Genomic DNA, 20,963 nt, shown 5'->3' with positions numbered 1-20,963 from the left:
GCGCAGTCGGGTCCCTGACGCACTAAACACAGGAGCGGTTGCGCGCGCAACCGGCCGGCGCGGGTCCGACTAGCGTGGAAAGAGGTCACGATAGGCTGGCCACCGGGCCGGACCGCGCCCGCCCTGACCGGCCTCGTAAACCGCCCTGCAGATCGCCCGGGCGAGACAGCGGGCAGCCGCCGCGCCGATCCGCATCATGTCGACCACCGGGTCGTTCATCGGCTTCCTGCCGGTTGCCACCGCAAAGACCGTGTCGCCATCGAGCGGCGTGTGCACGGGATGGATCGCGCGCGCCATTCCGTCCTGTGCCATCACGGCGAGACGTTTCGCTTCTGCTTTGGTGAGTACCGCGTCTGTGGCGACCAGCGCCGGCGTCGTCGACGAGAGGGCATCGAGCTTGGAGTAGGGCGCGAGCGCTGCCTCGTCGACATGGGCCGGCAGGCCATGGCCGCCATACTCCGCACCGGCCTCCCACGCCCCGGCCCAGAAATGCGGGCCATCGCCGATCGTCACGCGGCCGACGCAATTGACCGCGACGATCGCGGCGACGGTGTAGCCGTCGTCGGTGACTGCCGAGGCGGTGCCGAGGCCGCCGCGCAGCGTTGCGGTGGTCGCGCCGAGACCCGCGCCGACCGAGCCGATGGCGAAGTCCTTGGTGGCCGATTCGCAAGCTGCCCAGCCGAGTTCGCGATAGGGCGGGAACTTCCCCCAATTCTTGTCGCCGCCATTGATCAGATCGAACAGGATCGCCTGCGGAACGATCGGTACGGTAACCGGGCCGACGGCAAAGCCACGGCCCTTGTCCCGCAGCCAAGCCTGGACGCCGGACGCGGCATCGAGGCCATACGCGGACCCGCCGGAGATCACGACCGCATCGACGCGCGGTACCGTCATCTCCGGCGCGAGCAGTTCGGTGTCGCGGGTACCTGGCCCGCCACCACGCACGTCGACGGACGCCACCGAGGGCTCGTCGCACAGTATGACCGTGGTGCCGGACATCAGACGATCGTCGTCGGCGTTGCCAACCGAGAGACCGGCGACATCGGTGAGGCTGTTTCTTGGTCCCGGAGTCATCGCGTCAGGGCCTCTCGTGCCGAATCCCGCGCAAGGCGGGCGGGGTCGGACCGACAGTCGGGCGAACGGACGGAGGCGATGGCAGGAAGAAGGCCCGGCGCAAGACCGGGCCTTCCCTGGAAACCGGTTGCCCGACGATCAGTTCAGATAATCGTAGGCGCCGTCCTTCCATTCGTAGAAGACGTACCCCGGCAGCGAAACGTCGCCGACCTCGTTGAAGGAAAGCTTGCCGAGAACGGTGTCGAACTCGCCCTCGTTGAGCGCCTTGACCACGGCGTCATAGTCGGTCGAGCCGGCCTTCTCGACCGCCTGTGCCCAGGTCTGGATCGCGGCGTAGGTGTAGAGCACGTAGCCCTCGGGCTCGATGCCCTTGGCACGGAAGGCTTCGACCACCGGTGCGGCATCCGGGTTCTTGCGCGGATCCGGCGAGAAGGTCATCAGGGTGCCCTGGCCGGCGTCGCCGGTGATCTGCCAGTACTCGTCGGTAACCAGCGCATCACCCGAGATCAGCAGCGCGTCCATGCCCTGATCGCGCATCTGGCGGACGATAAGGCCGGCCTCGGTGTGGTAACCGCCGACATAGACGACGTCGATATTCTCGGACTTGAGCTTGGAGACGAGCGCGGTGTAGTCCTTCTCGCCCGCCGTGTAGGCCTCGTAGAGGGCTTCCTGCTTCCCGGCCTCGTTCATGTACTTCTTGGTCTCATCAGCGAGACCTTTGCCGTAGGCCGACTTGTCATGAAGGATCGCGATCTTCTTGTCGCCGAACTTCTCGGCCAGGAACTTGCCGGCCACCTGACCTTGCTGGTCGTCGCGGCCGCAGACGCGGAATACGCCGGGACCGGGGCGCTCGTCGGTGAACTTCGGATTGGTCGAGGCCGGCGAAATCTGGATGATGCCTTCCTCCGCATAGACTTGGCTGGCAGGGATCGAGGATCCCGAGCAGAAATGCCCGGCCATCAGCGCAATCGACTTGCCGACCATCTGGTTGGCCACGGCCACGGCCTGCTTCGGATCGCAGGCATCGTCGCCAACCTCGAGCACGAGCTTCTGACCGAGCACGCCGCCGGCGGCGTTGATGTCGGCGACAGCCTGCTCCGCACCCGCCTTCATCTGCGCGCCGAACGAGGCGTACTGGCCGGTCATCGGACCGGCAGTGGCGATCGTGATGTCGGCATGCGCGGCACCCGCGGCGGCAATGCCGAAGGACAGCGCCAGTCCCGTCAACAGTTGCTTCTTCATGAAGTCGACTCCCTCCAGAATGCGGGCCGGTTCGGCCCCTGGGTTTCTCCCGGGACGAGCCCGGTTGAAGCCTATATTGCACGGATTTTCGGGATTAGGAACGGCTGGCGGATGAAACGTCGGCAATGATTCGCCAGCATTCAGGATCGCCGATCCCTCCAGCCGAAGGGACCGGCCCGTTCATAGAGCCAGCCGTACTGCGTAACCATCTGGCGAACCCGCATCAGACGGAATCCGAGCGCTCCGAAAACACCCAGGATGACAAGGTCGACAAAATAATAGTGCAGCGACAGCAGCGAGCCGCCGAACAGCGAGAAATGCAGGAACCGGGCGGCGGCGGCGAGCAGCAGCAGATAGGCCGGAAGCTGCCATACCGGGCGCCAGGTCGAGGCGATCGCGCGGCCGGTCATGAAGGCGGCGGCGCCGCCGAGGCAGACCGTCACCAGCAGGAACACGCCGAAACTGCTTTCCCAGAGAAGTCCCATGTGCGCCTCAATGCCGTCCGCCTTCGAGATAGGCCGAGCGAACCTCCTCCCGGGCCAGCAGCTCGCTGCCACTGCCGCTCATCGTGATCGATCCGTTGACCATCACATAGCCGCGATGAGCGAGCTTCAGCGCATGGTAGGCATTCTGCTCGACCAGGAACACGGTGAGCCCCTCGACCCGGTTCAGTTCGCCGATCACCTCGAAGATCTGCTTGACGATCAGCGGCGCCAGCCCGAGCGAGGGTTCGTCCAGCAGCAGCAGCCGCGGGCGGCTCATCAGCGCGCGCGCGATCGCCAGCATCTGCTGTTCGCCTCCCGACAGCGTTCCACCGCGCTGGGCCGACCGCTTCTTGAGCACGGGGAACAGCGTGTAGACCCGCTCGAGATCCTCGTCGAAATGCGACAGGTCGGTGATCGAGGCGCCCATCTGCAGGTTCTCGAATACCGTCATTCTCGGGAAGATCCTGCGTCCCTCGGGCGACTGGGCGATCCGCAGCCGCATGATCTCGTGCGTCGGCATGCGCGTGATGTCGATGCCGTCGAAAAGGATCGTGCCGGCGCTCGCCCGCGGATTGCCGCAGATGGTCATCATCAGCGTCGACTTGCCGGCCCCGTTTGCCCCGATCAGCGTGACGATCTCGCCGGACCGGACATCCAGATCGACGCCCCGCAACGCAATGATCTTGCCGTAGTGCGTCTCGACGCCGCGCACCGACAGCAGTGGCGGAGAGGAATCGGCCGCGCTCATGCCCGCCCTCCGTCCGCGTCGATGGCGCCGACCTCGCGTTCAACCTCGTTGACCTCCTCGTCCTCGACGCCGAGATAGGCGGCGATCACCGAGGGATCGTTGCGCACCTGTTCGGGCGTTCCGTCCGAAATCTTCTCGCCGTAGTCGAGAACGATGACGTGGTCGGATATCTCCATCACGACGCTCATGTCATGCTCGATCAGCAGCACCGAGGTGGAATGCCTGTCGCGGATGTAACGCAGAAGCTCGTTGAGCTCCGCCGACTCGCGCGGGTTGAGGCCGGCGGCCGGTTCGTCAAGGCAAAGCAGCTCCGGCTCCGTGCACATGGCGCGGGCGATCTCGAGCCTGCGCTGGGCGCCGTAGGGCAGGTCGGCGGCCGGATCGTCGGCACGATCGGTGAGATTGATCTGGTCAAGCCAGTACTTGGCCTTTTCCACGGCAGCCCGTTCCGAGCGGCGGAAATGCGCCAGTCCGAAGATGCCGCCCAAGGTATAGTAGGAATCGACCATCAGCCGGTTGTGCTGGGCAACCATCAGGTTTTCCAGAACCGTCATTCCGCCGAACAGGCGGATGTTCTGGAACGTGCGGGCAACCTTCGCCTGCGCGGCGATGCGGAAGTCGGGCATCCGCTCCAGGAGGAAGGTCTCGCCGCTCGCCCGACGCATGGTGATCATCCCCTCGGTCGGCTTGTAGAAGCCGGTCAGGCAGTTGAACACCGTCGTCTTGCCGGCGCCGTTCGGGCCGATGATCGCGGTGATGTCGCCGCGCCCCACCGAGAAGCTCAAATTGTCGACGGCGACAAGCCCGCCGAACCGCATGGTCAGGTGCTCGACGGTGAGCACGGGGTCTGCCTGCCATCGCGGCCTCGTCGCCGCCTGGTTTGCCGCAGTCGTCATCCGTGGCCCTCTCCGACCATGTCGGCGCCGATCGCCTTGCGTTTCGTCAGGGCAATCGACGGTTGGCGGGTGGCGATCAGGCCGCGCGGGCGCCAGACCATGATCACCACCATCGCCAGTCCGAAGAACAGCATCCGGTACTGCTCGAACTCGCGGAAATACTCGAACCCTCCGATCATCACCACCGCCGCGATGACAACGCCGATCTGGCTGCCGAGGCCGCCGAGCACGACGATCGCCAGGATCAGGGCCGACTCGATGAAGGTGAAGGATTCGGGGCTGATGAAACCCTGTCGCGTTGCGAAGAACGAACCGGCGAAGCCGCCGAACATCGCACCGATCGCGAAGGCGGTCAGCTTGGTGTTGGTGGTGTTGATACCGAGCGACCGGCAGGCGATCTCGTCCTCGCGCAGCGCTTCCCAGGCCCGGCCGACCGGCAGGCGGCGCAGGCGCAGCGTCACGAAGTTGGTGATGAGCGCGAGGACCAGGATCAGGTAATAGAGAAAGATGATCCGGTGCATCGGGCTGAACTCGAGCCCGAAGAACGCGGCAAAACCGTCCTCGCCGCGTTCGAACTCGAGACCGAAGAATGATGGGCGCGGAATGCCGGAGATGCCGTTCGGTCCGTTGGTGAACTCGTACCAGTTGAGCAGCACCACCCTGATGATCTCGCCGAAGGCAAGGGTGACGATCGCCAGATAGTCGCCACGCAGCCGCAGGACGGGGAATCCGAGGATGATCCCCCAGAACGCGGCCAGGATCCCCGCGAGCGGCAGACAGATCCAGAAGCCAAGGTCGAAATGCTGTGCGAGCAGGGCATAGGAATAGGCGCCGACCGCGTAGAACGCCACGTAACCCAGATCGAGCAGGCCGGCGAGTCCGACGACGATGTTGAGCCCCCAGCCGAGCATCACGTAGGTCAGGACAAGGATCGACAGATCCATGACGTAGCGGTCGGATATCGGCAGGAACGGCAGCACCAGGGCAAAGCCGAGCAGGGCAGGGCCGAAGTACTTGCCGAGCGCCTCGCCATGGCGGGCGAGCGGCATGCCACCGGGCCGGCGGAACCACTTGTCGCCGATCGGGACCGGTATCACCCGCCGCCAGACGAACAGGTCGAGCAGGAATCGGCCGACGAACACCACTGCGACGGCAATGAAGACGGACGGCCAGTCCTGGACGATGATCAGCCCGCTGTTGCCGGCCGACGTGGTCGTGCGCAGCCCCATGATTGGTGCTGCGAGCGCGAACGTCACCACCGCCGCAAGGCCCGCATCCTTCAGCGCGCCAGCGACGCGGTTGGATTCCGAATCGGCAGCCGGCTTTGCTGTCATACCTTTTCGACCTCCGGCTTGCCGAGGATGCCGGAGGGCATGAAGATCAGCACCACCGCCAGGATCGAGAAGGCCGCTACATCCTTGTACTCGATCGAGAAATAGGCCGACCAGAAGGTCTCGATGAGGCCGATCAGCAGACCGCCCAGCATGGCGCCGGGCAGGGAGCCGATGCCGCCCAGCACGGCCGCCGTGAATGCCTTTATGCCGGCGAGGAAGCCGATGTAGAAGTCGATCACGCCATAGTAGAGCAGATACATCATGCCCGCGACGGCAGCGAGCGAGGCGCCCATGACGAAGGTCAGCGAGATCGTCCGGTCGACGTTGACGCCCACCAGCGCGGCCATCTTGCGGTCCTGCTCACAGGCGCGCTGCGCCCGTCCGAGGGAGGTGCGGGCGATGATCAGCGCGAAGATGGCCATCAATGCCACCGTCGTCACCACGATGACGATCTGGATGATCGACAGGTTGACCCGGAAGGTGCCGGCGGCGGTCTGCAGCTCCATGAGCGTGAAGCCGCCGGAGATGATCGGTTGCAGCGGCTTGACCCGCGCGCCCTGGACGATCTGCACATAGTTCTGCAGCACGATCGACATGCCGATCGCAGTGATTAGCGGCGCCAGTCTGAACGAGGTGCGCAGCGGCCGGTAGGCGAGGCGCTCGACTGTCCAGCCATAGGTCGCCGTCAGCGCCATGGCGATGACCAGCACCAGCATCAGCGCCAGGATCATGACGGCGAGTGACATGCCCGCGGTGACGCCGATGAGAATGATGAAGATCAGCGATATGAAGGCGCCGATCATGAAGATGTCGCCGTGGGCGAAGTTGATCATGCCGATGATCCCGTAGACCATCGTGTAGCCGATGGCGATCAGCCCGTAGATCGAGCCGAGCGTGACGCCGTTGATCAGCTGCTGGAGAAAATACTCCATGCGCGAGAGCCCCCTCGAAGAAGCGCCGGCCGATCTTGGTCGGTTCTTGGCCGGTATCGCGTCGGGCCCGTGCGGACCCCCTCACTGGTCATAGCAACCCGTCACATAAGTGACAATCACCGAGCTTGTCCGACCATGGTCAACCCATCGCCCGTGGTAGGAAAAGCACGATCCATGGTACCGCCGTCAGGAGCGCGACGCGGACCAGTTCCGCCCCCAGGAACGGCAGGACACCGCGATAGGTCGCAGTCATCGGCACGTCGCGGGCCATCGAGTTGATGATGAAGATGTTCATGCCGACCGGCGGCGTGACGAGGCCGAGTTCGACGACGATCAGCACCAGGATCCCGAACCAGATCGCGGTTTCCTCGGGACTCATGCCGAAATCGAGCGTCATGATCAGCGGGAAGAAGATCGGCACGGTGAGCAGGATCATCGACAGCGAATCCATCACGCAGCCGAACACGAGATAGGCAAACAGGATCAGGGTCAGCACCAGCCAGGGACTGAGACCCGACGCGGCCACCCAGTCGGCGGTGAATTGCGGAAGCTGGGTGAAGGCGAGAAAGGTATTGAACACCTGCGCACCGAACACGATGAAATAGATCATCGCGGTCGATACCGCTGTCGCCAGCAGCGCGTCGGCAAGGCCCTTCCAGTCGAGACCGCCGGAGCGCATCGCCAGTAGGCCGGTTCCTGCCGCGCCGATGGCGGCGGCCTCCGTCGGCGTGAACCAGCCGACATAGATGCCTCCGATCACGAGCGCGAAGATCAGCGCGACCGGGCAGATCTCGACGAGGGCGCGCAGCCGTTCGCGGGCCGGTACCCGCTCGCCGGCCGTTGCCGCCGTCGGCACCGTGCGCACATAGATGGCGATCACCAGCATGAAGCCGATCGCCGCGAGCAGTCCGGGCACGAAGGCGGCGATGAACATCTTGACGATGTTCTGTTCGGCGAGGATCGCGTAGATCACCAGGACGATTGACGGCGGGATCAGGATGCCGAGGGTTCCGCCCGCGGCCAGCGTCCCGGTCGCAAGCGCGCCGGAATACCCGTAGCGGCGCATCTCGGGGAGCGCCACCTGCGCCATCGTGGCCGCCGTGGCGAGCGACGATCCGCAGATCGCCCCGAAGCCTGCACAGGCTCCGACGGCTGCCATTGCGACGCCACCCTTGCGGTGGCCCAGAAACGCAGCCGCAGCCCGGAATAATGCCCGCGAGATGCCGCCCTTGGTCGCGAACTGACCCATCAGCAGGAACATCGGGATGATCGACAGGCTGTGGTTCGACAGGACGTCGTAGGTGAGCGACTTGAGGCTCGCCAGGATCGGAACCCAGCCGGCGACGAGACCAGTCCCGACGATGCCGCAGATCAGCATGGCAAGCCCGATCGGCACCCTGAGGAAGATCATCCCGAGCAGCACCGGGAAGGAGAGGAGGGCGATTTCCAGGCGGTCCATCAGTCCCCGTCACGTCCCTGCGCGATCTCGTTGATCGATCGCCAGACGGTATAGAGCGCGGTCAGCGCGAAGGCCCAGAGCCCGACCACCGCCCCGGCATAGCCACACCAGACCGGCATCTGCAGGATCATGGTGGTTTCGCCGTAGCGCATCTTGTCGGCCAAACCGAGTTGCAGGCGCCAGGCGATGATGGCGACCGCGCCGGTCATCAGTACATTGCCGACAAGGGTCAGCACCGCCCGTCCCCGCGGGGGCAGCCGGGTGATGAAGACGTCGACGGTGACGTGGCCCCTCCTGAGCTGGCACCACGGCAGGAAGGTGCATACGGCCACGGCACACCCGGCCGAGACCAGTTCGAAGTCACCGGGTATCGGTCCCGGTCGGAATGGCAGGAAATCGATCCAGCCGGCCATTCCGCGCCCCGTGATGCTGATGACCGACAGGATCACCAGCACGATCAGCAGAACTCCGCCGGTCAGGGCGAGTGCCGCGGCGAACCGCCCGATCCACAACCCCACCCGTGCTTCGAGTGCGGGGGCGATACCGGCGGGCGGATGGGTCAGCTGCGGCATGCCGAGGCAAGTCTCTCGTCCGTGAGGCCGCGGCGGAGCGGGTTCCGCTCCGCCGCCGATGGCATCCCTTGCCGGGTGCCGTCGACTCTCGTGTCCGCTCAGCTCCCCGACGCGTACTTTGCGATCAGAGCCTTGGCATCTTCATACAGTGCCTGGCCATCGAGACCCTTGTCATTCATCTCGGCGATCCAGGCGACGATGACAGGCTGCGACGCCTCCTTCCAGCGCTGCGTCTCGGCCTCGTCCAGGATGATGATCGTGTTGCCGCGTGCCTCGGCGGCAGCCTTGCCGGGAATGTCGCCCTCGTCCATCACGCGGCCGGCCCATCTCGCAGTCTCGAGACCGGAATTGTCATCGATGACCTTCTTTAGGTCGTCCGGAAGCGACTCGTACTTGTCCTTGTTCATGGCGAAGATGAAGAAGCTCGTGTAGAGCCCTCGGTCGCCTGAAAAACCGGTATGCGTGTCGACGAGCTCCGCGACCTTGAGTGGCCGCGTCACCTCCCACGGGATCACCGTGCCGTCGATGACGCCCTTCGAAAGGGCTTCGGGAACCGCCGGGACCGGCATGCCGACCGGCGTTGCGCCGAGCTGCTCCAGCAGCTTGGTGATGACGCGGGTCGGGCCGCGCAGCTTGAGGCCCTGCATGTCCTCGAGCTTGCGGACGCCGTCTCCCTTCACGTGCAGCAGGCCGGGGCCGTGGGTGTGGACGGCGATGATGTGGACGTCGGCGAATTCATCGCGCAGGTGCTTGTCGTAGAATTCCCATGCGGCCTGCGAGGTCGCCTCGCCGCTGGCCGGCATGAACGGCAGCTCGAACGCCTCGGTGCCGGGGAACCGGCCGGGGGTATATCCCGGCAGCGTCCAGACGATGTCGGCGACGCCATCGCGCACCTGATCGTAGAGCGCCGGCGGCGCACCGCCGAGCTGCATGGCCGGATACAGCTCGAACTTGATGCGGCCGTTCGACTCCGCCTCGACCTTCTCCGCCCACGGCTTGATGAAATTCGCCGGGATCGGCGCCTGGGCCGGCAGGAACTGATGGATCTTGAGGACGACATCCTGGGCCAAGGCCGGGATCGCCGTCGAGCCCAGCAGCGCGATCGCGGCTGTGAGCGCAAGAGCGGTGCGTCTCATGGAAGACCTCCCAAGGGCAGTTGTTTCGCATCTGGCTGCCGTTCGCATGCGGCAGTCCATCCTGAAGTGCCTCTGACTATCCGCGATGGCCGGACGGTGCGCAACCGAGAGCCGGCGTCGGATGGTCGTATGTCGATCGCTTGTTCGCATTGCGAGCGCAAGCACCGCTCATTCCGCGTTCACCGGCCCGCCTTGCCAGCCTATCATGATAGATCCGGCCCCTGCCGGCCGGAGTTCGAGGAGTGCACCGGCCGTTCCCCGACTCTTGCCATCCCCACAGTTGCCAGAGATGCCGACGAGCGCCGCGATCCCGCAATTCCATCTCTACGGCGAGCACGCGGACGATCACGTCTTCGATTTCGTCCACATCGAAACCATCGCCTCACGATCCTGGCGGCATGGCTGGCAGATCGCGCCGCACAGTCACCGCCATCTCGGCCAGATCCTGTTCATCGCGGCCGGCCGCGGCGAAATGACGTTCGAAGAGTCGCTGCTGCCCTTTGCCGCACCGGTGCTGATCTTCGTGCCGCCGCTGGCAGTGCACGGCTTCCGCTTCGAGGCGGGGACCCGAGGTCATGTACTGTCCTATTCGCGCGACGTCGTCGGCGCGACGCCGGCGGCAGGCGAATCTCTCGCCGGGCAACTCGCCGAGGGACATCGACGGATCCTCGTCCCGTTCGGGCCGCAGGACGACCTGTCTCGCCTGACTGACCTGTTCGACCTGCTCGCCGAGGAGCATGAACTCGGCCGGGACGGGTACCGGCTCGCCATGCGTGCCTGCCTGACTCTACTGGTCATTGAGGCCGGCCGGGTCGCCGCGAGCCGCTTGCGTCACGACAGTGTGACACTACGGCGCAGCGACACGACGGTCGAGCGGCTGCTCAATCTGGTCGAGTCGGAGTTCCGGCGGACGCGGCGGCTTGCGGACTACGCCGAGGCGCTCGGCCTGACGGCCGACCGGCTGAACGATCACTGCAAGCGGGTGGCGGGCGTCACCGCGGGCCATCTGGTCCGCCAGCGGGTTGTCACGGAGGCGAAGCGCCAGCTGATGTTCACCGATCAGTCGGTCAGCGAGATCGCCTATGATCTGGGATTCAACGACCCGACGCACTTCACCCGCTTCTTCCGCCGCTATACCGGCATCACCCCCCAGGCATTCCGCGAGGGTCGTCCACGGCCCAGAGGGCGCGAAATGGCGGGCCAGCCCGGATCGCGGCGTTAGGAGTGCACGGAATCCATCTCGGCGAACACGTCCTTGGCATGCCGGAACGCCGTATTGGCCGCCGGCACACCGCAGTAGATCGCCGCTTGCAGGAGCGCCTCGATGACCTCGCCGCGGGTCACCCCGCAGGCGGCCGAGGCGCGCAAATGCAACTTGAACTCCTCCTCGTGGCCAAGGGCGAGCAGCATCACCAGCGTCAGCAGGCTGCGCGTGCGTCGGTCGAGACCGGGACGATCCCATATCTCGCCCCAGGCATAGCGGGTGATCAGGTTCTGGAAGTCGCGATCGACCTCGGTCGTGCGTGCCGTCGCGCGGTCGACATGGGCATCGCCGAGCACGGCCCGGCGATTCGCCATGCCACGTTCAAATCGGGCGCTGTCGTCCATTTCAGGCTCTCAGGAAGGTTGAAACAGTATCGTTAAAGGCTTCTTCCTGCTCGATATTCGACAGGTGGGCCGCCTCCAGGATGCTGAGCCGCGCACCGGGAATGCTTGACGCAAGCTCCTCGGCCATGCTCGCCGGGGTGGCGGGGTCGCGGCTGCCGCCGATCACCAGGGTTGGAATGCGGATGGACGTCACGGCCTCGCGCTGGTCCATGTCGCGGATCGCCGCGCAGCAGCCGGCATAGCCTGCTGCCGGCGTATCCAGCAGCATCCGTCGCACGGGCGCGACCTTGTCGGGACGGGCAGCCCGGAATTCCGGCGTGAACCATCGTTCGATCACCGCATCGGTCACCGCCGCCATTCCAGCGCTCGCCACCGCCTCGATACGTTGCGACCAGAGCTCCGGCGGGCCAAGTCGTGCGCCCGTGTTGCACAGCACCAGCCGGTCGAGACGGTCCGGCGCGTTGATGCCGAGCCACATGCCGACCATGCCGCCCATCGACAGGCCGCAGAACCGCGCCCTGGCAATGCCGAGCGCGTCGAGCAGCGTCAGCACGTCCCGCCCGAGCCGCTCGATCGTGTAGTTGCCTGCCGGTGCGTCGGATCGTCCATGGCCGCGACTGTCGTATCGCAGTATCCGGAAGTCATCCGCCAGCGCTGCGGCCTGACCGTCCCACATTTCGAGTCGGGTGCCGAGAGAGTTCGACAGGACCAGCCACGGCTTGCCCGCCGAACCCGAGATTTCATGGTAGATCCGCGTTCCGTCGGCTTCGATATGGGGCATCTGTCCTCCTGCGAACCTCAGTCTCGCCGCCGCGTCCAGCGCGCGACGGCTTCGTCGATACTCGCTCCGGCAACGCCGAGATAGGCTTCCGGCCGGAACGCCTCAGCGATGCCCTCGCGTCCCAGCACGGCCAGCACCGTCTCATCCTGTTCGGCGAGGCGCCGAAGCGTCGGGCCGCCCGTGATGGTCCGGCGTGCGAGGTCTGCGACCAGCCGGTGCGCCTCCAGTCGTCCGAGTCTGGGTGCGAGCGCCATCATCAGCGCCTCGGACATCAGCGTCCCGCCGCCGGTCTCCAGATTGGCGCGCATCCGGGCCGGATCGACCTCCAGCCCCTCGATCACCTCGCCGACATGCGACAGCGCGCCCGCTGCGCCCAGCAGCAGGTCCGGCAGGACCGTCCACTCCATGTGCCAACCGCCCGCGCCGCGTTCGTGCTCCTGCGGCAGCGCGGAGATCAGATCAGCGGCGAGCCCGTTTGCGCGCAGGGCCGCGGCGCGGACGGCGGGAGCTGCCACGGGATTGCGCTTCTGGGGCATGGTCGAGGATCCGCCCTTGCCCGGCGCGGCCGGTTCGAAGGCCTCTGCGATCTCCGCCTGCATCAGCAGGGCGACATCGCCCGCGATCTTCGCAAGCGTTCCCGTAAGCACGGCCACTTCGCAGCCCAATCGGGCGATCCTGTCGCGAGATGTGTGCCAGGCGAGGTGCGGCACCGGCAATTCGAGGAGCTGGCCGAGCCGCTCGCGTACCGTCGCTGCCGCCACCCCCAATGCTGCCAGCGTCCCCACCGCCCCGCCGAATTGCAGGAGGCAGGCATCGGCGGCAGCCGCGCCGAGTCGCTCGCGGCAACGCATCGTCATATCCAGCCATTGGGCGGCCTTGAACCCGAGTGTAATCGGAAGTGCGGGCTGCAACAGCGTGCGCCCGGGCATGACGGTGTCGCGATGGGCGAGGGCAAGGGCGGCCAGTCCGTCGCACAGGCGGATCAACTCGCTGTCCAGCAGCGCGACGGCGCGGCGCCCGACAAGGGACGTCGCGGTGTCGATCACGTCCTGGCTGGTCGCCCCCCAGTGTACCCAGCCGCGTCCCGGCTCTGCACAGTGGGCGGTGAGCGCCTTGACCAGCGGAATCGCCGGATTGCCGGCGGTGCGGGTCGCCGCCGCCAGCGCTCTGGTGTCGGCCGTGAAGCTGCGGCAGGCCGCTTCGATCGCCTCGGCGGCGTCCGGCGGGATGACACCGGCGTCTGCCTCGGCCCGGGCGAGCGCCGCTTCAAACGCCAGCATCGCGTCGATCCGCGATTCGTCTCCCAGCACTTCGCGCATGGCCCGGGTCGTGAACAGCGATGACAGCAATGCGGAATCCACGTCGAAATTGCCCCCTGTGCGACCGCTGGCGCGAAGACTATGCGCCCCGCGGGGGTGGAGTCACGCGCCAACGCTGCAATCCGGTTGCGCCTGCGCTACAGTCTCGCCCCGTCGTGCAGGAGGATTGGCCCATGTCGATGAAGATGTCCGGTGAGGTCGAGCTGCCCGCCGACCGGCAGACCGTGTGGAACGCGCTCAACGATCCCGCCGTCCTGGCGGCCTGCATCCCCGGTTGCGAGAGCTTCGAGAAGGTGAGCGACACCGAATTCGCGGCTGTCGCGGTCAGCAAGATCGGCCCCGTCAAGGCCCGCTTCAAGGGCGACGTCACCCTTTCCGACATCGATCCGCCGAATGGATACAGGATCTCCGGACAGGGGCAGGGCGGTGTTGCGGGGTTCGCCAAGGGGGGTGCCGTCGTCAGCCTGCGCGACGGTGTGAACGGCGGTACGGTGCTGGCCTACGAGGTCGACGCGCAGGTGGGCGGCAAGATCGCCCAGATCGGCCAGCGTCTGGTCAACGGTGCCGCCAAGAAGACGGCCGATCAGTTCTTCGAGAATTTCCGCAAGCGGCTCGCGCCGGGCGAAGCGCCGGACGCGGCTTGACCTCGGAGGGCATAGGATACAAGAATCCCCTGAAACCGAACCGATACGAGGGGCAGACCGTAGCTGACAGCGCGAACTTGCGGATTTTCCCCCGATTTGCCGCACCTACCCGACCATAACAACACAGGCCCGGACGTAGCCGTCCGGAGGAGGAGAGCAGACATGACGAGCGTGACCATTACGGTCAACGGGAAACCCGAGTCCCGTGACGTGGACAACCGGACGTTGCTGGTCGAATTCCTCCGCGACATGTTGCGGCTGACCGGCACCCATGTCGGCTGCGACACCAGCCAGTGCGGTGCCTGCGTCGTGCATCTCGACGGCAAGGCCGTGAAGTCCTGCACCACGCTCGCCGTGCAGTGCAACGGCAGTTCGGTGACGACGATCGAGGGGCTGGCGCGTGGCGACCAGCTTCATCCGATGCAGGAAGCCTTCCGCGACAACCACGGCCTGCAGTGCGGTTTCTGCACGCCGGGCATGATCATGGCGGCGATCGACATGGTCAATCGGCACGGCGGGAACCTCGACGAAGCCACGATACGTCACGAGCTCGAAGGCAATCTGTGCCGTTGCACGGGCTATCACAATATCGTCAAGGCGATCGCCGCCGGCGCGCAGGCGATGACCGCCAGCGGCCGGATGGCCGCAGAATAACACGATGTGAGCGAGTCTCTGGGAGGAGACGCCATGAGTGCGACCGGAATCGGTGCTCGTGTGAAGCGCGTCGAGGACAAGCGCTTCATCACGGGCAAGGGACACTACACGGATGACGTCAATCGGCCCGGCCAGGTCCACGCCTACTTCCTGCGGTCACCGCACGCACACGCCACCATCAGGAGCATCGATGCCAAGGCGGCGCTCGAGATGCCCGGCGTCCTTGCGGTGCTGACCGGCACGGACCTTGCCGCCGATGGGATCGGGCCGCTGCCGTGCGGATGGATGATCCATTCGAAGGATGGTTCGCCGATGAAGACGCCCGGCCACCCCTGCCTGGCGCAGGGCAAGGTCCGCTATGTCGGGGACCCGGTGGCAGTGATCATCGCCGAAACGGTGCGGCAGGCGCGCGATGCCGCCGAGGCGGTCAGCGTCGATTACGAGGTGCTGCCGGCCGTCGTGGATCTGGCAACGGCCCAGTCGTCTGGAACGCTGGTGCACGACGATGTGCCCCGCAACACCGCCTTCGAATGGGAGATCGGCGACAAGGCGGCGACGGAGGCGGCGTTCAGGAAGGCGCACCACATCACCACGATCGAGCTGGTCAACAACCGCCTGGTGCCCAATGCCATGGAGCCGCGCGCGGCCGTTGGCGAATACGATCCCGGCAGCGACCACTACACGCTGTGGACGACGAGCCAGAACCCGCACGTCGCGCGGCTCGTGATGTCGGCGTTCCTCAACGTGGCACCCGAACACAAGCTGAGGGTGATCGCGCCCGACGTCGGCGGCGGATTCGGCTCCAAGATCTATGTCTATCCCGAGGAGACGGTCTGCACCTGGGCGTCGAAGAAGGTCGGCCGGCCCGTCAAGTGGACCTGCGATCGCACCGAAGCCTTCCTGTCCGATGCGCACGGTCGTGACCACATTACCCGTGCTGAACTGGCCACCGACGACCGCGGCCGTATCCTGGGCATGCGGGTCAAGACGCTCGCCAATGTCGGCGGCTACATGAACCTCTTCGCCTCGTCGGTCCCGACCTACCTCTACGCCACGCTGCTGTCGGGCCAGTACGACATTCCGACGATCTACTGCGAGGTCGACACGGTCTACACGAACACCACGCCGGTCGACGCGTATCGCGGTGCCGGTCGGCCGGAAGCGACCTTCGTCGTGGAACGGCTGATGGAGGTGACGGCCCGCGAGATCGGCGTCGATCCCGCGACCTTCCGCAAGCGCAACTTCATCCGCAAGTTTCCGCACCAAACGCCGGTGATCATGGCCTATGACATCGGCGACTATCATGCCTCGCTGTCGAAGGCGCTGGAGCTGGCCGATTACAAGGGCTTCGGCAAGCGCAAGCGCGAGGCCGCCAGACGCGGCAAGCTGCGCGGCATCGGCTTCTCGACCTACATCGAGGCCTGCGGAATAGCGCCGTCGCAGGCAGTGGGCTCCCTCGGCGGTGGCGTCGGCCTGTGGGAGTCCGCTGAGGTCAGGGTCAATCCGGTCGGCACCGTTGAGATTCTGACCGGCTCGCACAGCCACGGCCAGGGGCACGAGACGACGTTCGCCCAGCTGGTTGCCGATCGGCTCGGCATTCCCTTCGAGAACGTCTCGATCGTCCACGGCGACACGGACAAGGTGCAGTTCGGCATGGGCACCTACGGATCGCGCTCCGGCGCGGTCGGCATGTCGGCAATCTCCAAGGCGCTCGACAAGGTGATCGCGAAGGCCAAGAAGATCGCTGCGCACCTGCTTGAGGCGTCCGAGGCCGATGTCGAATTCAGGAACGGCAATTTCGTCGTGTCAGGCACCGACAAGTCGATCGACTGGACCTCGGTCGCGCTGGGCGCCTACGTCGCGCACAAGTTCCCGACATCGGAAATCGAGCCGGGTCTGAAGGAGGGAGCCTTCTACGATCCCACCAACTTCACCTTCCCTGCCGGCTGTCACATCTGCGAGATCGAGGTCGATCCGGATACCGGCGCGAGCGAGATCGTCAGCTGGGTGGCGGTCGATGATTTCGGCACCGTCATCAATCCGATGATTGTCGAGGGGCAGGTCCATGGCGGGATCGCGCAGGGCATCGGTCAGGCGCTTCTGGAAGGCGCCCGCTATGACGAGTCCGGCCAGCTGCTGACCGGCTCGTTCATGGACTACACCATGCCGCGCGCCGACAACCTGCCGAGCTTCAAGGTTGACACGACGGTGACGCCGTGTCCGTCCAACCCGCTCGGCATCAAGGGCTGCGGCGAGGCCGGGGCGATCGCCGCACCGGCTGCGGTGATCAACGCGCTCACCGACGCGCTCGGCCACGAGGACATCGCCATGCCTGCCACGCCTCAGGCAATCTGGCAGGCTGCCCAGAAGTCAGTCCGTCGCGCGGCCGCGGAATAGGGAGGCATCCGGATGTACCAGTTCAACTATCATCGGCCGGACTCGATCCGGAAGGCGGCCGCGCTTCTGGCCAAGCACGAGGACGCCAAGCTGCTGGCAGGCGGTCATACCCTGCTGCCGACCATGAAGCAGCGGCTCGCCGCGCCGTCCGATCTCATCGACCTGTCGGGCATCCCCGATCTGTCGGGCATCGAGCTGAAGGGACGGACGCTGCACATCGGCGCCATGACCCGGCATGCCGAGGTGGCGGAGTCGCAGATCGTGCGGTCCTCGATTCCGGCCCTCGCCAAGCTCGCCGCGGGAATCGGCGATCCCCATGTCCGACACCGCGGCACCATCGGTGGGTCCGTCGCCAACAATGATCCGAACGCCGACTATCCCGCCGCCTGTCTCGGACTTGGCGCAACCATCGTGACCAACAAGCGGCGCATCGCGGCGGACGACTTCTTCACCGGCATGTTCGAGACGGCGCTTGAGCCGGGGGAAATCATTACCAAGGTGCTGTTCCCGGTGCCGCGCAAGGCAGGCTATGCGAAATTCGCCAACCCGGCCTCGCGATATGCCCTGGTCGGAGTCTTCGTCTCCAAGCGCGGCGGCGAGGTCCGCGTCGCCGTCACCGGGGCCGGCCCCTGCGTCTTCCGCGTTCCGCAGTTCGAGGCGGCGCTGAGCCAGCGCTTCGCGCCGAAGGCGCTGGACGGCCTGGAGGTTTCGGCTGAAGGCCTGAACAGTGACATCCATGGCAGCGCCGAGTACCGGGCCAATCTGGTCGCGGTAATGGCCAGGCGCGCGGTGGCCGCCGCTTGAGCCGTCGGCGGTCCGGGCCTATTTGACTGGAGCGGCCGGCGTCCACGGGCGCCGGTCGCAACCGTTCCCAGCGCTCGCTCCGCTCGCCCGGAGCGAACCGTGGCGCAGGTCGCGCCGCATGATCCGGAGCCCGCCTTGGCCGAGACCTTTCGCAGTCTGCCTGCCTCGATCGACGAAACCGTTGCGCTGCTGGCATCCGCCGGCTACGTAGCCGACCGGTCTCTTGCGACGGTACTCTATCTTGCCCTCAGGATGGGCCGCCCCCTGTTTCTCGAGGGCGAGGCCGGCGTGGGCAAGACCGAGATCGCCAAGGTGCTGGCCAGCGCGCTCGGTCGGAAGCTGATCCGGCTGCAGTGCTACGAGGGCCTCGACGTGTCCTCGGCCGTCTACGAGTGGAACTATTCCGCCCAGATGATCGAGATCCGGCTGGCGGAGGCGGAGGGCGTCGCCGATCGGGTGCGGCTGGGGGAGGACGTGTTCTCGGAGCGCTTCCTGGTGAAGCGGCCGCTGCTTCAGGCGCTGGAACCCGACACGGCAGGCCCGCCGGTGCTGCTGATCGACGAACTCGACCGGACCGACGAGGCGTTCGAGGCGTTCCTGCTCGAAGTCCTGTCCGATTTCCAGGTGACGATTCCGGAGATCGGCACGGTGAAGGCCGAACATCCGCCGATCGTCATCATCACCTCGAACCGTACGCGCGAGGTCCACGATGCCCTGAAGCGGCGGTGTCTCTATCACTGGGTCGACTACCCCGACGCGGCGCGCGAACTGGCCATTCTCAAGGCCAAGGTCCCGGGCGCGCCGGCCAGACTGTCGAGACAGATCGTCGCCTTCGTCCAGTCGCTGCGTTCCGAGGACCTGTTCAAGGCGCCCGGGGTTGCCGAGACGCTCGACTGGGCGACCGCTTTGACCGAGCTGGATGCCGTCGAGCTCGACGCAGCCACCGTCTCGGACACGCTGGGGGTGCTGCTGAAATATCAGGACGACATCGCGCGCATGCAAGGCTCCCGCGTCAAGGAGCTGCTCGACCAGGTCCGAGCCGACTTGCGGGCGCCCGCTTGAGGACATGGCAGATGGCCGATCCGATCGCCGCGCGCCGCATCATCCCGGACAGGCTTCAGGGCGAGCCATCGCGCCCCGGCCGGGAAGACGCCAGGGGGTGCCGTCATGACCGCTGAAGGCTCGATGCGCGCCGACGGCCGGCTGGCGGACAATATCGTGCATTTCGCCCGGGCACTGCGTGCGGCCGGGATGCGGGTCGGTCCTGGGACCGTCGTCGATGCGATCCGCGCGGTGGAGACCGCCGGCACGCTGCGGCGGGAGGATTTCTACTGGGTGCTGCACGCGGTCCTGGTGAAGCGGCACGAGGATCACGAGCTGTTCGACCAGGCCTTCCGGCTCTACTGGCGCAAGCGCGCGCTCCTCGAGCGGCTTATGGCGCAATTGATGCCGACCGCGCCCGGCGATCCGAACCGGCAGAAGGACGAGGTGCGTTCCCGGGTCGCCGACGCGCTCCTGAAGAACGAGGAGCGCGAACCCAGGCGCCCCAAGCCGAAGGTGGAGGTCGATGCGCGCCTCACCCTTTCGGCCCACGAAGTTCTCCAGCGCAAGGACTTCGAGCAGATGACGGCGGCCGAGATCGCGGCAGCCCGCCGCCTGATCGCCGCCATGATCCTGCCCGCCGACAAGGTGCGTACGCGCCGGCTCGCGCCGTCGCCGGACGGCCGACGCATCGACCTCAGGCGCTCGTTCCGCGCCAGCATCCGCGCAGGCGGCATGATCGACCTGAAGACGCGCGCACCTGTCGAGCGGCATCCGCCGCTGGTGGCGATCTGCGACATTTCAGGATCGATGACGCAGTACAGCCGGATGTTCCTGCACTTCCTTCATGCGCTGACCGAGGTGCGCAAGGTCTCGAGCTTCGTGTTCGGCACGAGGCTGACCAACATTACCCGTCAGTTGAAGGCGAGGGATCCGGACGAGGCGCTCGAACGCTGCTCCGGCCTCGTCGCCGACTGGGCGGGTGGTACCCGGATCGGCTCCTGCCTGCACGAATTCAATCGCAAATGGTCGCGCCGGGTACTGGGGCAAGGGGCCGTGGTGCTGCTGGTTACCGACGGGCTCGAGCGTGACGGGCGCGACGCGCTCGGCTTCGAGATGGACCGGCTCCACCGGTCGTGCCGGCGGCTTGTCTGGCTCAACCCGCTGCTGCGCTTCGATGGCTTCGAGGCGAAGGCTGGAGGCATCGTCACGATGCTTCCCCACGTCGACGAATTCCGGCCCATTCACAATCTCGCGGCGATGGCGGACCTCGTTCACGCGCTCGACGCGCGCCGCTCCGCCGTGGACGATCCGAGGAAGTGGCTCAGGCGACAGATGGCCGCATGAGCGCTGCAATGGGGAGCTGACGGCCATGAGCACCGAGAACGATCCATTGGCGATCGCCGAGGCGTGGCGGCTGGAGGGGCGCGAGGTGGCGCTGGCCACCGTCGTCGAGACCTGGGGATCGGCCCCCCGTCCGGTCGGCAGCCATCTGGTGATCGACGGCGACGGCAATTTCGAAGGGTCGGTCTCCGGGGGGTGCGTCGAGGGCGCGGTGATTTCCGAGGCGATCGACGTGATTGGCGACGGCCGGCCGCGGACGCTGGAGTTCGGCGTCGCCGACGAGACCGCCTGGCGCGTCGGCCTGTCCTGTGGCGGCCGGATCAAGATCTTCGTCGAAAAGATTCAGTGAGACCTGGGCCATGCGCGTCCGGGACGTGCTGACCGCACTCGCCCGGCTTAAGGCGAGCCGTGTTGCGCAGCGGCGCGTTCGCCGGGTCGGCGGCTCGATCCAGATCGGGCTCGGTGTCAGGCTGGCAATGGACCGCACATGAGG

At 66.2% G+C, this 20,963-nt stretch carries 22 protein-coding genes; 9 read left to right on the top strand and 13 right to left on the bottom strand.

The window, feature by feature from the left end:
- Positions 1–69: 69 nt before the first annotated feature.
- From EDC22_RS04860 to EDC22_RS04815, 10 genes are all read right to left on the bottom strand, one after another.
- Positions 70–1,074 carry a P1 family peptidase gene (locus tag EDC22_RS04860; RefSeq protein ID WP_132805477.1) on the bottom strand — a complete coding sequence of 335 codons (1,005 nt, stop codon included), beginning with the start codon at positions 1,072–1,074 and terminating at the stop codon, positions 70–72.
- A 138-nt stretch (positions 1,075–1,212) separates the two neighbouring features.
- Positions 1,213–2,316: a branched-chain amino acid ABC transporter substrate-binding protein gene (locus tag EDC22_RS04855; RefSeq protein WP_132805476.1), complete on the bottom strand. Its 1,104-nt coding sequence runs from the start codon at positions 2,314–2,316 to the stop codon at positions 1,213–1,215.
- 140 nt (positions 2,317–2,456) lie between these two features.
- Positions 2,457–2,801: a DUF6867 family protein gene (locus EDC22_RS04850; RefSeq protein ID WP_132805475.1), complete on the bottom strand. Its 345-nt coding sequence runs from the start codon at positions 2,799–2,801 to the stop codon at positions 2,457–2,459.
- A gap of 7 nt (positions 2,802–2,808) precedes the next feature.
- The gene (locus EDC22_RS04845; RefSeq protein ID WP_132805474.1) at positions 2,809–3,549 is read right to left on the bottom strand and encodes an ABC transporter ATP-binding protein; all 741 of its coding nucleotides are present in this window, start codon (positions 3,547–3,549) and stop codon (positions 2,809–2,811) included.
- Positions 3,546–4,445, bottom strand: coding sequence for an ABC transporter ATP-binding protein (locus tag EDC22_RS04840; RefSeq protein ID WP_132805473.1), 900 nt, complete (start codon positions 4,443–4,445; stop codon positions 3,546–3,548). The genes EDC22_RS04845 and EDC22_RS04840 overlap by 4 nt, the downstream gene beginning before the upstream one ends.
- Positions 4,442–5,779, bottom strand: a complete 1,338-nt coding sequence (livM, locus tag EDC22_RS04835) for a high-affinity branched-chain amino acid ABC transporter permease LivM (RefSeq protein ID WP_132805472.1) — start codon at positions 5,777–5,779, stop codon at positions 4,442–4,444. Before livM ends, EDC22_RS04840 begins: the two co-directional genes overlap by 4 nt.
- Positions 5,776–6,711 (bottom strand): ABC transporter permease subunit, encoded by a 936-nt coding sequence (locus EDC22_RS04830; RefSeq protein ID WP_132805471.1) that lies wholly within the window; start codon positions 6,709–6,711, stop codon positions 5,776–5,778. The genes livM and EDC22_RS04830 overlap by 4 nt, the downstream gene beginning before the upstream one ends.
- A 139-nt stretch (positions 6,712–6,850) precedes the next feature.
- Positions 6,851–8,170 (bottom strand): TRAP transporter large permease, encoded by a 1,320-nt coding sequence (locus EDC22_RS04825; RefSeq protein ID WP_132805470.1) that lies wholly within the window; start codon positions 8,168–8,170, stop codon positions 6,851–6,853.
- Positions 8,170–8,742, bottom strand: coding sequence for a TRAP transporter small permease (locus tag EDC22_RS04820; RefSeq protein ID WP_132805469.1), 573 nt, complete (start codon positions 8,740–8,742; stop codon positions 8,170–8,172). Before EDC22_RS04820 ends, EDC22_RS04825 begins: the two co-directional genes overlap by 1 nt.
- A gap of 98 nt (positions 8,743–8,840) precedes the next feature.
- Complete coding sequence (locus EDC22_RS04815) at positions 8,841–9,878, bottom strand: TRAP transporter substrate-binding protein (RefSeq protein ID WP_132805468.1); 1,038 nt, start codon at positions 9,876–9,878, stop codon at positions 8,841–8,843.
- A gap of 289 nt (positions 9,879–10,167) precedes the next feature.
- On the opposite strand from EDC22_RS04815, the gene EDC22_RS04810 reads away from it, so the two are divergent.
- Positions 10,168–11,100: a helix-turn-helix domain-containing protein gene (locus tag EDC22_RS04810; RefSeq protein ID WP_165926796.1), complete on the top strand. Its 933-nt coding sequence runs from the start codon at positions 10,168–10,170 to the stop codon at positions 11,098–11,100.
- On the opposite strand, the gene pcaC is transcribed toward EDC22_RS04810, so the two are convergent.
- The 3 genes from pcaC to pcaB are packed head-to-tail and all read right to left on the bottom strand — an operon-like array spanning position 11,097 to position 13,616.
- On the bottom strand, positions 11,097–11,486 hold the full coding sequence (gene pcaC / locus EDC22_RS04805) for a 4-carboxymuconolactone decarboxylase (protein ID WP_132805466.1): 390 nt from the start codon (positions 11,484–11,486) through the stop codon (positions 11,097–11,099). The two genes, EDC22_RS04810 and pcaC, sit on opposite strands and share 4 nt — an antisense overlap.
- 1 nt (position 11,487) lies before the next feature.
- Positions 11,488–12,267: a 3-oxoadipate enol-lactonase gene (pcaD, locus tag EDC22_RS04800; RefSeq protein WP_132805465.1), complete on the bottom strand. Its 780-nt coding sequence runs from the start codon at positions 12,265–12,267 to the stop codon at positions 11,488–11,490.
- Positions 12,268–12,284: 17 nt separating this feature from the next.
- Positions 12,285–13,616: a 3-carboxy-cis,cis-muconate cycloisomerase gene (gene pcaB / locus EDC22_RS04795; RefSeq protein WP_245499630.1), complete on the bottom strand. Its 1,332-nt coding sequence runs from the start codon at positions 13,614–13,616 to the stop codon at positions 12,285–12,287.
- A gap of 143 nt (positions 13,617–13,759) precedes the next feature.
- Between pcaB and EDC22_RS04790 the strand changes: the two genes are divergently transcribed.
- The 8 genes from EDC22_RS04790 to EDC22_RS18190 all read left to right on the top strand — a co-directional run bounded on the left by EDC22_RS04790 (position 13,760) and on the right by EDC22_RS18190 (position 20,961).
- Positions 13,760–14,230 (top strand): SRPBCC family protein, encoded by a 471-nt coding sequence (locus tag EDC22_RS04790; protein ID WP_132805464.1) that lies wholly within the window; start codon positions 13,760–13,762, stop codon positions 14,228–14,230.
- Positions 14,231–14,392: 162 nt separating this feature from the next.
- Positions 14,393–14,884, top strand: a complete 492-nt coding sequence (locus tag EDC22_RS04785; RefSeq protein WP_132805463.1) for a (2Fe-2S)-binding protein — start codon at positions 14,393–14,395, stop codon at positions 14,882–14,884.
- A gap of 33 nt (positions 14,885–14,917) precedes the next feature.
- Positions 14,918–17,281 carry a xanthine dehydrogenase family protein molybdopterin-binding subunit gene (locus tag EDC22_RS04780; protein ID WP_132805462.1) on the top strand — a complete coding sequence of 788 codons (2,364 nt, stop codon included), beginning with the start codon at positions 14,918–14,920 and terminating at the stop codon, positions 17,279–17,281.
- Positions 17,282–17,293: 12 nt separating this feature from the next.
- Positions 17,294–18,085 carry an FAD binding domain-containing protein gene (locus EDC22_RS04775; protein WP_132805461.1) on the top strand — a complete coding sequence of 264 codons (792 nt, stop codon included), beginning with the start codon at positions 17,294–17,296 and terminating at the stop codon, positions 18,083–18,085.
- Positions 18,086–18,220: 135 nt separating this feature from the next.
- The gene (locus EDC22_RS04770) at positions 18,221–19,147 is read left to right on the top strand and encodes an AAA family ATPase (RefSeq protein WP_245499629.1); all 927 of its coding nucleotides are present in this window, start codon (positions 18,221–18,223) and stop codon (positions 19,145–19,147) included.
- Positions 19,148–19,252: 105 nt separating this feature from the next.
- Positions 19,253–20,473 (top strand): vWA domain-containing protein, encoded by a 1,221-nt coding sequence (locus EDC22_RS04765; protein ID WP_132805460.1) that lies wholly within the window; start codon positions 19,253–19,255, stop codon positions 20,471–20,473.
- Positions 20,474–20,498: 25 nt separating this feature from the next.
- Positions 20,499–20,819, top strand: coding sequence for an XdhC family protein (locus tag EDC22_RS04760; protein WP_132805459.1), 321 nt, complete (start codon positions 20,499–20,501; stop codon positions 20,817–20,819).
- A 10-nt stretch (positions 20,820–20,829) separates the two neighbouring features.
- Positions 20,830–20,961, top strand: coding sequence for a hypothetical protein (locus EDC22_RS18190; RefSeq protein ID WP_281048269.1), 132 nt, complete (start codon positions 20,830–20,832; stop codon positions 20,959–20,961).
- The last annotated feature ends 2 nt before the right edge of the window (positions 20,962–20,963 follow it).

Source organism: Tepidamorphus gemmatus (assembly GCF_004346195.1).
Classification (GTDB): Bacteria; Pseudomonadota; Alphaproteobacteria; order Rhizobiales; family Tepidamorphaceae; genus Tepidamorphus; species Tepidamorphus gemmatus.
The sequence above is the reverse complement of the archived record's forward strand: the minus strand, read 5'-3'. Positions and strand labels throughout refer to the sequence as shown.

What these genes read in the sequence shown, in the direction of transcription:
- EDC22_RS04860 (WP_132805477.1), bottom strand. Translation starts at nt 1,074, where the DNA reads ATGACTCCGGGACCAAGAAACAGCCTCACCGATGTCGCCGGTCTCTCG.
- EDC22_RS04855 (WP_132805476.1), bottom strand. Translation starts at nt 2,316, where the DNA reads ATGAAGAAGCAACTGTTGACGGGACTGGCGCTGTCCTTCGGCATTGCC.
- EDC22_RS04850 (WP_132805475.1), bottom strand. Translation starts at nt 2,801, where the DNA reads ATGGGACTTCTCTGGGAAAGCAGTTTCGGCGTGTTCCTGCTGGTGACG.
- EDC22_RS04845 (WP_132805474.1), bottom strand. Translation starts at nt 3,549, where the DNA reads ATGAGCGCGGCCGATTCCTCTCCGCCACTGCTGTCGGTGCGCGGCGTC.
- EDC22_RS04840 (WP_132805473.1), bottom strand. Translation starts at nt 4,445, where the DNA reads ATGACGACTGCGGCAAACCAGGCGGCGACGAGGCCGCGATGGCAGGCA.
- livM (WP_132805472.1), bottom strand. Translation starts at nt 5,779, where the DNA reads ATGACAGCAAAGCCGGCTGCCGATTCGGAATCCAACCGCGTCGCTGGC.
- EDC22_RS04830 (WP_132805471.1), bottom strand. Translation starts at nt 6,711, where the DNA reads ATGGAGTATTTTCTCCAGCAGCTGATCAACGGCGTCACGCTCGGCTCG.
- EDC22_RS04825 (WP_132805470.1), bottom strand. Translation starts at nt 8,170, where the DNA reads ATGGACCGCCTGGAAATCGCCCTCCTCTCCTTCCCGGTGCTGCTCGGG.
- EDC22_RS04820 (WP_132805469.1), bottom strand. Translation starts at nt 8,742, where the DNA reads ATGCCGCAGCTGACCCATCCGCCCGCCGGTATCGCCCCCGCACTCGAA.
- EDC22_RS04815 (WP_132805468.1), bottom strand. Translation starts at nt 9,878, where the DNA reads ATGAGACGCACCGCTCTTGCGCTCACAGCCGCGATCGCGCTGCTGGGC.
- EDC22_RS04810 (WP_165926796.1), top strand. Translation starts at nt 10,168, where the DNA reads ATGCCGACGAGCGCCGCGATCCCGCAATTCCATCTCTACGGCGAGCAC.
- pcaC (WP_132805466.1), bottom strand. Translation starts at nt 11,486, where the DNA reads ATGGACGACAGCGCCCGATTTGAACGTGGCATGGCGAATCGCCGGGCC.
- pcaD (WP_132805465.1), bottom strand. Translation starts at nt 12,267, where the DNA reads ATGCCCCATATCGAAGCCGACGGAACGCGGATCTACCATGAAATCTCG.
- EDC22_RS04790 (WP_132805464.1), top strand. Translation starts at nt 13,760, where the DNA reads ATGTCGATGAAGATGTCCGGTGAGGTCGAGCTGCCCGCCGACCGGCAG.
- EDC22_RS04785 (WP_132805463.1), top strand. Translation starts at nt 14,393, where the DNA reads ATGACGAGCGTGACCATTACGGTCAACGGGAAACCCGAGTCCCGTGAC.
- EDC22_RS04780 (WP_132805462.1), top strand. Translation starts at nt 14,918, where the DNA reads ATGAGTGCGACCGGAATCGGTGCTCGTGTGAAGCGCGTCGAGGACAAG.
- EDC22_RS04775 (WP_132805461.1), top strand. Translation starts at nt 17,294, where the DNA reads ATGTACCAGTTCAACTATCATCGGCCGGACTCGATCCGGAAGGCGGCC.
- EDC22_RS04765 (WP_132805460.1), top strand. Translation starts at nt 19,253, where the DNA reads ATGACCGCTGAAGGCTCGATGCGCGCCGACGGCCGGCTGGCGGACAAT.
- EDC22_RS04760 (WP_132805459.1), top strand. Translation starts at nt 20,499, where the DNA reads ATGAGCACCGAGAACGATCCATTGGCGATCGCCGAGGCGTGGCGGCTG.
- EDC22_RS18190 (WP_281048269.1), top strand. Translation starts at nt 20,830, where the DNA reads ATGCGCGTCCGGGACGTGCTGACCGCACTCGCCCGGCTTAAGGCGAGC.